This is a genomic window from Microbulbifer sp. ARAS458-1 (genome assembly GCF_045348205.1).
In the GTDB taxonomy this organism is placed as follows: domain Bacteria; phylum Pseudomonadota; class Gammaproteobacteria; order Pseudomonadales; family Cellvibrionaceae; genus Microbulbifer.
The window spans coordinates 972,222-987,149 of the sequence record NZ_CP155838.1 but is presented as its reverse complement, the minus strand read 5'-3'; the positions used below and the strand labels follow the sequence as shown (position 1 = coordinate 987,149).

Sequence of the window (14,928 nt, the reverse complement as noted above, 5' to 3'; positions counted from 1 at the left end):
GCGAACCACAGGACTATTCTGTAACCATGAAATACAGTCTTAGCGCTAAAAACCTCGTCTGCCGCAACCTGGAAAACAAAGCCGGGTACTGCGCCGACCTTTTAAACCCCAAGCAGAGCAAGGAAATCACCGGCCTGCTGCGTACCGACAGCGGCCTGCTGTCCACCCGCTTCAACCAGGTGGTGAGCAACGCGGTGATGCAGCCGCGTATCCTGCAGCGCTTCGTGGTGGACTACTTCGCCGAGCGCCACGCGCCCTTTTCCCTGTGGCATTGCGCCAGCAAATCCCTGGATGAATCGGAGATGGAGGCCCTGAACCTCAAGCGGCAGCCTCCGCAGATCGCCATGGCTGCAGAGGTAAAACAGTTGGCCAGCGACGAGGCGCCCCACAAAGGCCTGGAAATCAAATCGGTGAATACCGCCGAGGACATCATCGTCTACGGCGATCTCATTGCGGAAATGCAGGACTGTCCGCGGGAAACCGCACAGATCAAAAAGTTCTACCACCAGCTGGCAGAACTGCCGGAGCACAAGCACAGCCGCCTGAAACTGCATCTGGGCCTGGTCGATGGCAAACCGGTCGCCACCGGCTGCCTGTTCTCCTCCGCAGACGCCCTCGGCTTTTATGACCTGTGCACACTGCCCGATTACCGCGGCCGCGGACTGGGCACAGCCATGTTCCAGCAACTGGTGAAAGAAGTGACTCATAGCCACCACAAGCACGCGGTGGCATTGGTGGGAGAGCAACAGCAGGACCTGTGGCTAAATGCCGGCTTCTACGCCGTCGGTGAAGTCACCTGCTACGAATTCACCCCCGAGCGAGGCAGCGCGCACACGCCCACAAATCATCACTCGTCCGACGCGCTGGGTGAAAACCGGAAATCCGCATAAACCGCCGGGAATAACCATTGTGCGGGCTCAGGCCCGCGCAATGGGGAACGCAATCACCTCGTCAATCCGCGCTGCCCCGCAGGCCAGCATCAGCAACCGGTCCACCCCCAGTGCCACCCCTGCACAATTCGGCATCCCCGCCTCCAACGCCTGCACCAACCGTTCCTCAAATGGATTCACCGACTTGTCGTTATCTTCCCGATACCGCTGATCCGCCTCAAACCGCCGCAACTGCTCCGGCGCATCCGTCAGCTCCCAGTACCCATTTGCCAGCTCCAAGCCCCCTACATAGGCCTCGAACCGCCGCGCCACCGGCACCCCCAGCTCATCGTCCTCAACCCGCGCCAGCGCCGCCTGGCTCGCCGGGAAGTCGTACACCAGCGTAATACCCTCTCCCATGGCCGGTTCAATATGGTGACTCATCAAAAGATCCAGACACTCATCGCGCCCGGCCGGCTCAAACGAAATCTCCAACACTCGCGCCAACACCGCCTTCAACTCTTCAAACGACGCCCGGTGCGGATCCACATCCAGATGCTGCAGAAACAGCGCCCGATAACTGTACGAGCGCACATGAGAAATCTTCAGCACCCACGAAAGAAACTCCCCCACCTCAATCATCAGGCGGTGGTCATCCCACCCAACCCGGTACCACTCCAACATCGTGAACTCCGGATTGTGCCGCCCCCCGGCCTCCCCATTGCGAAACGCCTTGCCCAGGTAATAACAATCCCCAATCCCCGCCGCCAACAGTCGCTTCAGACCAAACTCCGGGCTCGTCGCCAGAAACGCCGGTGCACCGCTACAGTCGGCAATGATGGAATCGATATGGGGGTCGCTGGTAGCGCGACGAGACAGAATCGGCACCTCCATTTCCAACACCTGCCGCTCGGCAAAAAAGCGGCGGATATCCGCGAGCAGGGTGGCGCGACGGCGGAGGTTTTCCAGAGAGGCAGTAGGCTGCCATGAAGAAGTTTCAGGCATAGAAAATCCCAGAAAAAATGGGCGGAGTTAGTTTAGTTGAGTCGAATGGCAGAGGAGCGAGAAGAGAAGGCGGGACGCCGGGGATGGGTTTTCAGGAGCGTCGGCGACAGGGACATCGCCGCCGCAGCGTACAGGGATGTATTAACAGGGGGGCGCCTAGCTCGGTCCTGAAAACCCATCCCCGGTGACTCGCCGCCACCGCAGTGCCCGAGTAGAAACCACGGTAGCGCAATAACGAGATCAGTCTTCCTTAGCGCGACCCAGGTATTCCCCAGTGCGGGTATCCACCTTGATGGTCTCCCCGATCTCCAGAAACAGCGGCACCTTCACCACCGCACCGGTCGCCAGCGTCGCCGGCTTGGTGCCACCCTGGGCCGTATCACCACGCACACCCGGATCCGTATCGGTAATCTCCAGAATCACATGGTTCGGCGGCGTCACCGCCAGCGGCGCACCGTTGTACAGAGTGACCACGCAGATATCCTGCTCCTTCAACCACTTCGCCGCATCGCCAACCGCCTTCGCATCCGCCTGATGCTGCTCAAACGTCTCCGGCTCCATAAAGTGGAAGAACTCACCATCGTTGTAGAGATATTCCATATCCCGGTCCATCACATCCGCAGACTCCAGGCTCTCACCGGAACGGAAAGTACGCTCCCAAACACGGCCAGTCTTCAGATTGCGCAGCTTCACACGGTTGAACGCCTGGCCCTTACCGGGCTTCACGAACTCATTGTCCACAATGGAACAGGGGTCGCCGTCCAGCATCACCTTCAGGCCGCCTTTGAATTCGTTAGTGGAATATGTACCCATGAGCTCCTCGAAATATCAGCATAACGCCGTCAAATTGATTAAACTTCGCGCGGCCCACCAGGGGCAATTGAGCAGTAACCAGCCACCGCGCCAAAAAACAGCCCGCTATGATACAGCACCGCCAGCCCGCCCGTGAAATCAGCCGCGTCGAAATCGTCAGCGACCGCGACGACAGCGCGCCCGCGCGCCGCTGGCAGGATGAAATGACCGACCTGGTCACCGACCCGCAGGAACTGCTCGACCTCCTGCAATTGGCCCCGCAACAGCTGCCAGCACTGATCGCCGCATCACACACCTTCCAGCTGCGGGTACCACGCCCCTTTCTCAAGCGCATCCGCCCCGGCGATCCGCAAGACCCGCTGCTGCTGCAAGTATTGCCCACGGGCGCGGAACTGCAGCCCAGCCCCGGCTTCAATGACGACCCGCTGGAAGAGGCCAACGCCAATCCGGTGCCGGGAGTGGTGCACAAATACCGCGGCCGCCTGCTGCTGATTGCCGCCGGCCAGTGCGCCGTCAACTGCCGCTACTGCTTCCGCCGCGCCTTCCCCTACAGTGACAACCACCTGAACCGCAGCCAGTGGCAACAGGCCCTGGACTACATCGGCAACCAAAAGGACCTGCGGGAAGTCATCCTGAGCGGCGGCGATCCGCTGGTGATGAGTGACAAACAGCTGGGCTGGCTGGCAGCGGAGCTGGCGCAGATACCGCAGCTGGACAAGCTGCGTATTCACACCCGCCTGCCCATCGTCGCGCCGTCGCGGGTCAATGACGAGTTCCTGCAGTGGTTCAGCAAGGGCCGCCTGAAACCGGTACTGGTGCTGCACTGCAATCACGCCAACGAGATCGATGAAGAGGTCGCCGCCGCGCTGGCAAAACTGCGCACCGCCGGCGTCACCCTGCTGAACCAGTCGGTACTATTGAAGGGTGTGAATGACAGTGAGAACGCCCTCGCGGAGCTGTCCGAGAGGCTGTTCGCCTGCGGCGTGCTGCCCTACTACCTGCATCAACTGGATCGAGTGCAGGGTGCCGCACACTTTGAGGTGGGAGATGATCGCGCCCGCAATCTGGTGGAAGCCGTGCGCCAGCGTCTGCCGGGCTACCTGGTACCGCGATTAGTGCGCGAGATACCCGCAGAAAAATCCAAAACCCCGCTGTAAAACCATCGCTGGGACACAGGCCCGGCTCACAGGTTTGCCACGAAATATTGCCTTTCGAGGTAGCCAGTAGAGCCACCTCGAAAGAGCTATCACCTGTGCTTTTCACGTATTTTCACAAGTTTTTTCGCGAATTAGTCGACACTTTGGACGCACTTTTCAACTAGTGCGTTTGTACTAACTACGCCGCTTCGTATACTGCGCCCATAGCAACTCCGGTTAGTGCCATGCAGGACGCAGCAGAAACTAAACGAGGGCCACAGGCCCGCCCCGGCAGCGAAGCCGGGCCATCGACAAGCCCACCCCCCGGTCCCGCGACACCACGCGAGAGGGGCCCGTACACCCCACTCGTCCCCACGCCGGTTCTGGATCTGGAGCGACTATCCTGTGGCTGCCGCAACCATCGCCAGCTGAAGCGCTGGTTAAATGGCTATCTGCAGGAAAACCCCACCGATCAGCGGGCCCAGCGCAATGCCGGCACCCTGCGCAGCCTGCTGGCGGAAATTGCCCGTTGGCGCGCGCCGATTCGCCTGCGCCTCGGCAGTCTGGAAGTTTTGCGCCCGGTCGTTGTCGCGCATTGCCACAACCTGGCGCTGACACAGCTGGCCACCGGTGAGAGTAAAGTCAGCGCTCAAACCCTCGAGCAGCGGCGGGACCTGCTTACCGCGGTCATCCTCTATCAGCACCTGGCCCAGGCCTACACCAGCGCCGCCGGACAACTCACCGCCGAGCCGCACTCCCTGTTTTTTCGGCGCCGCCTGGTCCGCACCCTGCACCGCGGGATCGACAGCTACCGCCGCCTGATCCAGATCAGCAATTATTTCTACCTGGCGCCCCCCAAAGGCTCCTGGGCCGGTATGCAGCGGCTGGTACATCTGGCGCGACAACACGACCTGCAACAGCGGCGCGCACCGGACCCGCTGGCCGGCAGTGGATTCGAACCGGGGCCTGACATAGCATCGCGCCGCTTGCATCACTGGGAAAAAGTCAGCCATCCGTATCTGCAGGTGTCCCTGTTTGCCAGCGCCAACCCACTGCAATTGGCCATCGAAGAACAACAGCAGCTGTGGCGGTGTTGCGACTTCTGGGCGCGCACCGCACAACTACAAAACACAGCAGATAAAAACGCCCACGCCCTGCTGTGCAACATCAAGCTGGACCAGCCACCCATTCCCGCGGTGCGCCTGACACGCAGCCGGGTAGACCTGAAGCACTTTTCCATGCCGCTGGGTTGGCCTATTGGTTTAGCGGGCCCCCTGCGGCAGCTCCAGCGCCGCATGCGCCGCCCCGGCAGAATCTCCACCAACATGCTCGCCCAGGTGCACGGTCTTTGGGCCGGAGACAAGAGCCGCGCAGGTTTGCGCACCCCGGCGGATATCCGCTGCCAGGTCATACTCGGCCTCAGCGCCATATGCCATCACCTGAAACAGGGTGCCGAGGCGAGCGAAGAACCATCCACATCAACCAACCCCGCTCCCGGCAACAGCCTGGTGATGGAGGTGGACTCCATTGATTTTCGCACCGGTCGGCCACGCAAGGACTACGAAGTGTCCGTGTCCGACCCATTTCCCTATGGCAACGGCAGCGCACTGCCCAGTGCGCCTTCGGTCTCCCGCAACCCCGGGCCGGTCAGGCCACAGCAACGCTATGCCCCGATTCACGCAACACTGCTGAACACCAGCGACACGGGTGCCGGCCTGCGCCTGCCTCCAAGCACCCAAGGCCGCCTGCACAGTGGCAACCTGATCGCAGTGCGAGTCAAAGAGCGCTGGGAGGTGGGCATGGTGCGCTGGCAGTTTGGCCTGCCGGACCAGTGCCGCGCGGGGGTGGAATTACTCGGAGGACACACCAGTGCCGTGCGGGTTCACCGCTACACCAGAGACGGTCGTCGCACTGACCCCATGGCGGGGCTTTTGACCGGTGACGCCGGCAATCCACCGGAATTGCTGCTACCCACCCCCCTGTTCCAGGAGGGAGACACCGTCGACATTGTCACCGCTGGCCAGTCCCGAACCGTGACGCTCAGCCAGCAGACACTGCGCACTGGAAGCTTCGCCATTTTTGAGTTTTCTTAACACCCGCGTACCAGGCCGGTAGGTCAAAATGATGAATTTTCCCCAACACTTTTACAGAAATCAGCGCTTTATCGCTGAAATTTGGAACCATATCCCATAGTGGCCACGGCGCACTTGTTCACCCCAAATAGCGCGTTCTACACTAGCGGGTTCGCGGCACTGGACCACCCCGCACTCTTTCCCGCACACAATGGGCAGCTGCATGGAAGCGGTCACAAAATTGGATAACGCACCGCCGCGACGCAGTACAACAGGAACACAATGAGCAGCGACAACACCATCCGCCTACTACTTATCCACGATGTCCCGGCCGAGGCCCAGCGACTGGTGAGCATGCTGCAGAACGCCGGTCGCCCGAACCGCGCCCAGCACGTCGCCAGCGAAGCCGCGCTCACCAAGCTGTTACAAGAACACACCTGGGACCTACTGATCGCCGCCGAACAGGGCAAGCAGCTGGAAGCCGCCACCGCCATCCGCACCATCAACAAGCTGCAGAAAGATGTTCCGGCAATATTGCTGACCGAACGCGAAGGCTCGCAGCCAGTGGTGGAGGGCCTCAAGGCCGGCGCCCGCGATGTAGTGACCATTGACGAGGACCAGCACCTGCTGCTGGTGATCCAGCGCGAGCTTACCGCTCTGGAAGAACGTCGCCAGGCACGCCAGCACGACCGCCGTTACCACGCCACCCTGAACCGCGCCAAGGAGCTGCTGGACAGCTCCAAAGATGCCATCGCCTACATTTCCGACGGCCTGATCGTTTACGCCAACGACTCCTTTGCCGAGCGCTTCGGCTATACCGATCGCGACGATGTCGAATACCAGCCACTGATCGACATGCTCACCGAAGGCGAACAGCCGGATGCGCGGGATTTCCTGCGCAACTGTGCCATCAGCAACAACGAGGTGGAGGCCCAGGAGTGGCAGTTCACCGCCAAGACCGCCAACGGCACGCCGCTGTCCACCAAGGCGGAAGTACTGTCCACCATTTACGACGATGAGCGCTGCCTGCAGGTGCGCATCGCCGCCAGTAGCGGCAACACCGAAGAGCTCGAAGCACAGCTCAGCGAAGCCAAGAATCGCGACGCAGCCACCGGCCTGTACAACCGCCAGCGCTTCGTCCAGCTGCTGGACAACGCGATTACCGCCGCTGCCGGCTCCCAGCGCACCGGCGGCCTGATCTATATCGAAATCGACCGCTTCGAGGAATCCGTACAACAGGTGGTGGGAGTTGCAGGCGCGGATCAACTGCACAAGAAGTTCGGCGAACTGCTACAAAGCAGTGCCCGCCGCGGTGACATCATCGCCCGCTACGGCGAGGAGAGTTACTGTCTGCTGATGCCGGAAACCACCCCGGACAGCGCCGAATCCCGCTCCAGAGAACTGCTACAGAAAGTTGCCGACACCATTTTTGAAGCCGCCGGCAAAACCCTGCACATCACGGCATCCATCGGCATCTCCCTGATGAGCGAAACCTCCGGCAATGCCGACAAGGTGCTGGAGCAGGCATCCAAGGCCCACGACCAGGCCACCGCCAAGGGAGAGGGCCACTTCGCCCTGTACGAACCCGACAGCGAACAGCAGGGCGACGCCGACACTTACCACCGCGCCCGCGTCACCCAGGCGCTGGAGGCCGGCAATTTCAAACTGCTGTACCAGCCGATCCTCAGCCTGCAGGGCAGCGGTGAAAAACTCTACGAAGTACTGGTGCGCATGGTCGACGGCAAAGAGGAACTCGCGCCTATCGCCTTCCTCGAAGCACTCGGCGATGCCGGCCTTTCCACCAAAATGGATCGCTGGGTCATCCTCAACGCCGTCAAGGCTGCCGCCGCGCAAAATGCCAAGGGTGAACCGGTTTCAGTACTGTTACACCTAACCGCCGCATCGCTGAAGGATAACAGCCTGCCGGCATGGCTCGGCGTTGCTTTCAAGGCCGCCAAGGTTGCCCCCAAAACCGTCACCTTCCAGCTGCGTGCGGAAGATATCAACAGCAATCTGCACGCCGCCCGCGATTTCGCCAAGCAGGTACAGGATCTCGGCTGCCGCGTTTCCGTGTGCCACTTCGGTACCGGCCTCAGCCCGTTCAAGGCGCTGGAACACGTCAAGGTGGACATCGCCAAGATCGACGCCTCCTTCGTGCGCGAAGTCCAGGACGAAGGGGAAGACAGTGAGGCGCTGGTCAAACTCGTCAGCCAGCTGAAAGAAATCGATACCCAGGTCATCGTCCCCCACGTGGAGCAGGCCAGCATGCTGCCCACCCTGTGGCAGTCCGGTACCGACTATATCCAGGGTTACTATGTGCAACCACCAGGGGAAGAAATGAATTTTGATTTCAGCCTGGACTGATTCCCCTGGCTGATTGCACACACCGGCAAGGGGCAGCCATCTGCCCCGCCACAACGCCGGGTTCAGACACCCCGTATCCCCAATTTCGGTCTACCTTAAAGACCACACCCAATATTTCCCCGTCGCGCCCCCAATTGGGTATTCTTTGCCGCGACGAATTTACCCAGTTCGAAATTCACAAGTACAACAATCACGGAGCCCACCATGCTGCCCCAATTGTTTTCTGCCAGCTTCGGCCGTCTGATCGGCGCCGGACTGCTTGCCTGCAGCCTTGCCACACTGAGCGCCTGCGGCCAATCCGAAGACCCTGCGAAACAGAAACAGATCGAAGAGCCCCCGGCGACCAGTCAGACCACCGATGCCACATCAGAAACCTCGAACAAGCCCCAAACCAGAGCGGATAAAGGCGCACCGGAATCCGGTGTGGATTATCACTCCTTCGCCAATACCGACGACTATCGCGTAAAGCACCTGGATCTGGATCTCACCGCCGATTTCGACAGTAAAGTACTCAAGGGTGAAGCCATCCTCGATATCCAGCGCCTGACCCAGAAAAACCCCGCGCTGATTCTCGACACCCGCGATATCGACGTCACCGCCGTGCGCGCCGGTGTGGGCAACAGCCTGCAGGACGTGAAGTTCAGCATGGGAAAAACCGACCCGAACCTTGGTACCCCGCTGAAAATCAACCTGCCCAAGGGCGCCAACAAGGTCTCCATTCAATACCAGACCTCTCCTGGCGCATCCGGCGTGCAGTGGCTGGAGCCGCAGCAGACCGCTGGCAAGCAGCACCCCTTCCTGTTTACCCAGGCCCAGGCCATTCACGCGCGTAGTTTTATCCCCCTGCAGGACACCCCCCAGGTGCGCATGACCTACAAGGCCACCATCCGCACACCTAAAGAACTGCGCGCGGTGATGAGTGCCAACAACGACCCGGAAGCGGAACTCGATGGCGTGTTCGAGTTTGAAATGCCCCAGGCGATTCCGTCTTACCTGATCGCCATCGGCATCGGCAACCTGGACTTCAAGGCCATGGGCGAGCGCACCGGTGTTTACGCCGAGCCGGAGCTGCTGGAAGCCGCGGCAAAAGAGTTCGAAGACACCGAGGACATGCTCGAAGTCACCGAGGAGAACTTCGGCCCCTACCGCTGGGACCGCTACGACCTGCTGATTCTGCCACCGAGCTTTCCTTTCGGTGGAATGGAAAACCCGCGCTTGTCTTTTATCACCCCGACCGTGATCGCCGGTGACAAGAGCCTGGTGGCGCTGATCGCCCACGAGCTGGCCCACTCCTGGTCCGGCAACCTGATCACCAACGCCAGCTGGCGCGACCTGTGGCTGAACGAAGGCTTCACCACCTACCTCACCAACCGCATCATGCAGTTCGTGTACGGTGACGAGCGCTACCAGATGGAAATGGCCCTGGGCTACGACGATCTGCAGGCCGACCTTGCCGATCGCCCGGACCAGGACGAGATCATGGCCATTGATCTGCGCGGCCGCGACCCGGACGAAGTTTTCTCCAATATCCCCTATGAAAAAGGCTCCCTGTTCCTGTACGAACTGGAGCAGAAAGTGGGCCGGGAGAATTTCGACAAGTTCCTGATGGAATACTTCAACCACTTCGCTTTCCAGAGCATCACCACCGAGGACTTCGTAGAATATCTGGATAACACTCTGCTGAAGCAATACCCGGACAAACTGGACCGCGCGCGGATCCAGGAGTGGATCTTCGAGCCGGGCATTCCCGAAGGGGCTCCAAAGCCCACCTCTGACGCCTTCACCAAGCTGGACCCGATCCGCGAGAAGTGGCTGAACGGCGAGATGAAGGCCAGTGACATCGACACCAACGGCTGGACCTTCCACCAGTGGAAATACTTCCTCGACGGCATGCCGGAAAAGCTGAGCGACGATCAGCTGAAAGAACTGGACAGCACCTTTGACCTGACCCAATCGAAAAACAACGAGATCGCCTTCAGCTGGCTGATGATTGCCGTGCGCAATAACTACGAACCGGCCAACGCGCGCCTGGAGGATTTCCTGGTCAGCATCGGCCGCAACAAGTTCCTGCGCCCCCTGTACCGCAACATGGTGGAAAACGGCAAGACCGACGAAGCCAAGCGCATCTTCGAAAAGGCCAAGCCGGGTTACCATCCGCTGACCGTGAAGGTGAACAGCAAGATTATTTACGGCGACTGAGCGCGCCTTTAAGCGAAGCGTCAATCTCGGGCACCGCCCATTTATCCTGAGAAAGGCACAGCTCATCGAAATGCCTCCCACCGATCACTCGGTGGGAGGCATTTTTTTGTAAGATCTTTGCGCGTATTGCGACCGTATAAATCTGGCCTGAAAGTTGCTCCTCTTAGTTGCCAATAGATGCCAAACTTTCTCGCGTTTCACCCCAATAATGCTCGACCATCAGGTATACCCCCTCGTCATGAAATTGATTTCCGCATTCGGAACCGCTTCCAGAGTCTTTGGCGCGACCTGCGCATTGTTTCTCGCCTCCACCGCTTCTTCCCCGATCCACGCCCAGGCCCCCAATGCCGCCCCGGTACCGGTACGCGCGGCCACCGTGGAGCTGGAGCAGATCGCCAACCCGGTAGAGGCACTGGGTACTGCCAGGGCCTGGGAATTTGTCTCCCTGCGTGCCGGGGTTACCGAACACATCAGCAAGATCCACTTTGAAAGCGGCCAGAAGGTGAAGGCCGGCGATGTGCTGGTGGAGCTGAGCCACGGTGAGGAGCTGGCGGAACTGGCGGGGGCGCGCGCTACACTGGAGCGTTTTGAGCGTGACGAGAAACGCCTGCGCGGCCTGGTCAACAAAAACCTCACCACCCGCGAGCAGTGGGAGGCGGTGCAGACCCAGGTGGCGGAGACCCGCGCGCTGATCGATGGCCTGCAGGCGCGCATCGACGACCGCATTATCCGCGCGCCCTTTGATGGCCAGCTGGGACTGCGCAATATCAGCGTCGGCAGCCTGGCCACCCCCACCACCGAGATCACCACCATTCAGGAAATCGACCGCCTGAAACTGGATTTCACCGTACCCGAACGGCAGCTGTCCGCGATTACCGGGGGTATGAAGATCGAGGCCATGAGCCAGGCGCACCCCAAGCGGGTATTCAATGGCGAGGTGATGATTGTGGAGGCTCGCGTCGATCCCCAGACCCGCGCCTTTACCGTGCGCGGCCGCCTCGACAACCCGGACGGCCAGCTGAAGCCCGGCATGCTGTTGCGGGTGAAGATCATCAGTAACCCGCGCCAGGCCCTGACCATTCCGGAAGCCGCATTGGTGCCGTTAGCCGGCGAGCAGTCGGTATTTGTGGTGAAGAAAACCGAGGGCGGGCATATGGTGCAGCGCCGCGAGATTGAGATTGGCCACCGCTACCGGGGCAAGGTGGAAGTGCTGTCCGGTCTCAACCAGGGCGATCGGGTAGTGACCCGCGGCACCCTGCATATCCGCGACGGCCAGGCCGTCACCGTCACCGATGAAGAGGGAGCGGCCAGCCAATGATCATCAGTGATACGGCGGTCAAACGCCCGGTTTTTGCACTGGTTCTTTCCCTACTGCTGGTGGTGTTCGGCCTGATCAGTTTCGACCGGCTGGCGCTGCGGGAATACCCGGATATCGATCCGCCCATCGTGTCCATCGACACCAATTACCCCGGCGCATCGGCGGATATCGTCGAGACTCGCATCACCCGTCTGATCGAGGACCGCATTGCCGGTATCGAGGGGATAAAGACGGTCACCTCGTCCAGCACCGACGGGCGCTCGCGGATTTCCATCGAGTTCAATATCAACCGCGACGTGGACGGCGCGGCCAACGACATCCGCGACCGGGTCTCCGGCGTGCTGAACAATTTGCCGGTGGAAGCGGATCCCCCCGAGATCGAAAAGGTCGACAGCAGCGACGACGTGGTGATCTGGCTGAATCTCACCTCCGACCGCATGACCGTGCCGGAGCTGACCGATTACGCCAACCGCTACCTGGTGGACCGCTTCTCGGTACTGGACGGCGTGGCGCGGGTGCGCGTCGGAGGGGCCAAAGACTTCGCCATGCGTATCTGGCTGGACCGCGGCGCCATGACCGCCCACAACGTCACCAGCGCGGATATCGAACAGGCCTTGCGCGCGGAGAACCGCGAGCTGCCGGCGGGCTATATGGAGTCTACGGATCGCCAGTTCACCCTGCGTCTGCAGCGCCAGTTCCAGAGCGCCGAGGATTTCGCACGCCTGGCCATCGCCACCGGCGACAGCGGCCACGTGGTACGTCTGGGTGATGTGGCCCGGGTGGAATTGGGGTCCGCGGAAGACCGCTCCACCTTCCGCGGCAACGGCGAACCCATGGTGGGTATCGGCATCACCCGCCAGTCCACCGGCAATATCGTGGCGGTGGCGGAAGCGGCCAAGGCGGAAATGGACAAGGTCAACAAGACCCTGCCGGATGGCATGCGCTTGAGCCAGAGCTACGACGCCTCGGTGTTTGTGTCCGAGGCCATCAAAGAAGTGTACGCCACCCTGCTGATTGCGGTGATTCTGGTGACCCTGGTGATCTACCTGTTTCTCGGAAATTGGCGCGCGACCCTGGTGCCGGCAGTGACCGTGCCGGTATCCCTGATCGCCACTTCCATCCTGCTCTACGCATTTGGTTTCAGTATCAACCTGCTCACCCTGCTGGCACTGGTGCTGGCCATCGGCCTGGTGGTGGACGATGCCATCGTGGTGCTGGAAAACATTTTCCGGCGTATGGACGAGTACGGCGAGCCGCCACTGCTCGCCGCCTATCGCGGCGCGCGCGAGGTGGGCTTTGCGGTGGTGGCCACCACCCTGGTACTGGTGGCGGTGTTCGTGCCGATTACTTTTCTGGAGGGGGATATTGGCCGGCTGTTTTCCGAGTTCGCACTCACCATGTCCGCGGCGGTGATCTTTTCCTCCATCACCGCACTGACCCTGTCGCCGATGCTGGCGGCAAAGCTGATTCGCCCCAACGATCAGCACAATGCCGCCACCCGCTTTATGGACAATGCGCTGACCCGTATCCAGCGTGTGTATGGCCGCGGCCTGAAGGTGCTGCTGCGCAGGCACTGGATTGCCGGCCTGGTGTTCGTGGGCGTGATGGCGTTTGCCGCGCTGTCGTTCCGGCTTATCCCCACCGAGTATGCGCCGCGGGAAGACCGCGGCTCCTTCTTCCTGCTGGTGAACGGCCCCGAGGGCGCCAGCTATCAGTACATGCAGGAGTACATGGACATCATAGAGGCGCGGCTGATGCCATTGGTGGAAAAGGGTTATGTAAACCGCCTGCTGGTGCGCTCACCGCGCTCGTTTGGCACCTCTGCCACCTTCAACACCGGCATGGTGATTTTTACCCTGGCCCCCTGGGGCGAGCGGCCATCCGGGTTTGAATTGATGAACCAGGTACGCGAAGCGGTTAAGGACCTCAGCGGGGTGCGTGCCTTCCCGGTGATGCGCCAGAGCTTTGGTGGTGGCCTCGGCAAGCCGGTGCAGTTTGTGCTGGGTGGCAGTAGCTACGAGCAGCTGACCCAGTGGCGGGATCAGCTGAGTGCGGCTATCGAGGAGTCCAACCCGGGCCTGCTGGGTGTAGACTGGGATTACAAGGAAACCCAGCCACAGCTGCGCATCAATGTGGACTACGAGCGGGCCGCGGATCTCGGTGTGCAGGTCAGTGATGTGGGCACCACCCTGCAGACCATGTTCGGATCGCTCCGCGCCACCACCTTTATCAACAACGGTGAAGAGTACGACGTAATCCTCGAGGGCGAGCGGGAAATGCAGCGCACCCCGGACAGCCTGGAGAACCTCTACGTGCGCTCCAAAACTACCGGTGAACTGATTCCCCTGCAGAGTCTGGTGGAAGTAAGCGAGTACGCGGATTCACCGCAACTGCAGCGCTACAACCGAGTGCGCTCCATCACCCTCGACGCCAACCTGGCGGACGGACTGGTACTGGGGGAAGCGCTGGAATACCTGAATAAACTGGCGGAGGAGAATCTCGAAGGCTCGCCGGTCATCGACTACAAGGGTCAATCCAAGAGCTTCCAGGATTCCAGCAATACCATTCTGTTCGCGATCCTGCTCGGCGCGCTGGTGGTATTCCTGGTACTCGCCGCCCAGTTCGAAAGCTTCGTTCACCCGCTGGTGATTATGTTCACCGTGCCCCTGGCCATGGCCGGTGCCTTACTCGGTCTGCTGCTGACAAACCAGTCGCTGAATATCTACAGTCAGGTGGGATTGATCATGCTGGTGGGTCTGGCGGCAAAGAACGGCATTCTGATCGTGGAATTTGCCAACCAGCTTCGGGATCGCGGGGTTGAGTTCGGCCAGGCCCTGCGCCAGGCCGCGGAAACCCGTCTGCGTCCGATCCTGATGACCGGCATTACCACCGCCGCCGGTTCCCTGCCGCTGCTGCTGTCTTCCGGCGCGGGCTCGGAGACCCGCGCGGTGATCGGTACCGTGGTGTTGTTCGGTGTGCTGGCGGCGACCCTGTTCACCGTGTATATCGTGCCGGTGGCCTATGACGTACTGGCTCGACGCACCGGGTCACCGGGACAGGTAGCGCGGGATGTGGATGCTCTGGAAGCCGAGCACCCGATGCAAAAAGGAGATTGATTGGCGCCGATTGTCACTCCGCACTATCGGAGGCAG

9 protein-coding genes are annotated in these 14,928 nt (G+C 60.8%); 7 read left to right on the top strand and 2 right to left on the bottom strand.

The genetic code is table 11. The features are described 5' to 3' along the window. The first annotated feature begins 26 nt into the window (after positions 1-26). Positions 27-890 (top strand): GNAT family N-acetyltransferase, encoded by an 864-nt coding sequence (locus AAFH99_RS04065; protein WP_043320099.1) that lies wholly within the window; start codon positions 27-29, stop codon positions 888-890. 27 nt (positions 891-917) lie between these two features. Here AAFH99_RS04065 and epmA read toward each other — a convergent pair whose 3' ends face one another. Then, entirely contained in the window at positions 918-1,874 is a 957-nt protein-coding gene (gene epmA, locus AAFH99_RS04060; RefSeq protein ID WP_043320097.1) for an EF-P lysine aminoacylase EpmA, read from the bottom strand. A 240-nt stretch (positions 1,875-2,114) separates the two neighbouring features. Further along, on the bottom strand, positions 2,115-2,687 hold the full coding sequence (gene efp, locus AAFH99_RS04055; protein WP_043320096.1) for an elongation factor P: 573 nt from the start codon (positions 2,685-2,687) through the stop codon (positions 2,115-2,117). Positions 2,688-2,794: 107 nt separating this feature from the next. Here efp and epmB point away from each other — a divergent pair, with 107 nt between their 5' ends. The 6 genes from epmB (at position 2,795) to AAFH99_RS04025 (ending at position 14,892) form a co-directional block, all read left to right on the top strand. After that, positions 2,795-3,844 (top strand): EF-P beta-lysylation protein EpmB, encoded by a 1,050-nt coding sequence (gene epmB, locus AAFH99_RS04050; RefSeq protein WP_406828730.1) that lies wholly within the window; start codon positions 2,795-2,797, stop codon positions 3,842-3,844. 224 nt (positions 3,845-4,068) lie between these two features. Beyond that, entirely contained in the window at positions 4,069-5,916 is a 1,848-nt protein-coding gene (locus AAFH99_RS04045) for a hypothetical protein (RefSeq protein WP_406828729.1), read from the top strand. A 261-nt stretch (positions 5,917-6,177) separates the two neighbouring features. Further along, entirely contained in the window at positions 6,178-8,259 is a 2,082-nt protein-coding gene (locus tag AAFH99_RS04040; protein ID WP_406828728.1) for an EAL domain-containing protein, read from the top strand. A gap of 204 nt (positions 8,260-8,463) precedes the next feature. After that, the gene (locus AAFH99_RS04035; protein ID WP_406828727.1) at positions 8,464-10,458 is read left to right on the top strand and encodes a M1 family metallopeptidase; all 1,995 of its coding nucleotides are present in this window, start codon (positions 8,464-8,466) and stop codon (positions 10,456-10,458) included. Positions 10,459-10,696: 238 nt separating this feature from the next. Beyond that, the gene (locus AAFH99_RS04030) at positions 10,697-11,776 is read left to right on the top strand and encodes an efflux RND transporter periplasmic adaptor subunit (RefSeq protein ID WP_051687296.1); all 1,080 of its coding nucleotides are present in this window, start codon (positions 10,697-10,699) and stop codon (positions 11,774-11,776) included. Further along, positions 11,773-14,892, top strand: coding sequence for an efflux RND transporter permease subunit (locus AAFH99_RS04025; RefSeq protein ID WP_043320089.1), 3,120 nt, complete (start codon positions 11,773-11,775; stop codon positions 14,890-14,892). The genes AAFH99_RS04030 and AAFH99_RS04025 overlap by 4 nt, the downstream gene beginning before the upstream one ends. Positions 14,893-14,928: the final 36 nt, after the last annotated feature.

Excerpts from the sequence above, each read along its gene's own strand:
- AAFH99_RS04065 (WP_043320099.1), top strand. The coding sequence starts at position 27 with ATGAAATACAGTCTTAGCGCTAAAAACCTCGTCTGCCGCAACCTGGAA.
- epmA (WP_043320097.1), bottom strand. The coding sequence starts at position 1,874 with ATGCCTGAAACTTCTTCATGGCAGCCTACTGCCTCTCTGGAAAACCTC.
- efp (WP_043320096.1), bottom strand. The coding sequence starts at position 2,687 with ATGGGTACATATTCCACTAACGAATTCAAAGGCGGCCTGAAGGTGATG.
- epmB (WP_406828730.1), top strand. The coding sequence starts at position 2,795 with ATGATACAGCACCGCCAGCCCGCCCGTGAAATCAGCCGCGTCGAAATC.
- AAFH99_RS04045 (WP_406828729.1), top strand. The coding sequence starts at position 4,069 with ATGCAGGACGCAGCAGAAACTAAACGAGGGCCACAGGCCCGCCCCGGC.
- AAFH99_RS04040 (WP_406828728.1), top strand. The coding sequence starts at position 6,178 with ATGAGCAGCGACAACACCATCCGCCTACTACTTATCCACGATGTCCCG.
- AAFH99_RS04035 (WP_406828727.1), top strand. The coding sequence starts at position 8,464 with ATGCTGCCCCAATTGTTTTCTGCCAGCTTCGGCCGTCTGATCGGCGCC.
- AAFH99_RS04030 (WP_051687296.1), top strand. The coding sequence starts at position 10,697 with ATGAAATTGATTTCCGCATTCGGAACCGCTTCCAGAGTCTTTGGCGCG.
- AAFH99_RS04025 (WP_043320089.1), top strand. The coding sequence starts at position 11,773 with ATGATCATCAGTGATACGGCGGTCAAACGCCCGGTTTTTGCACTGGTT.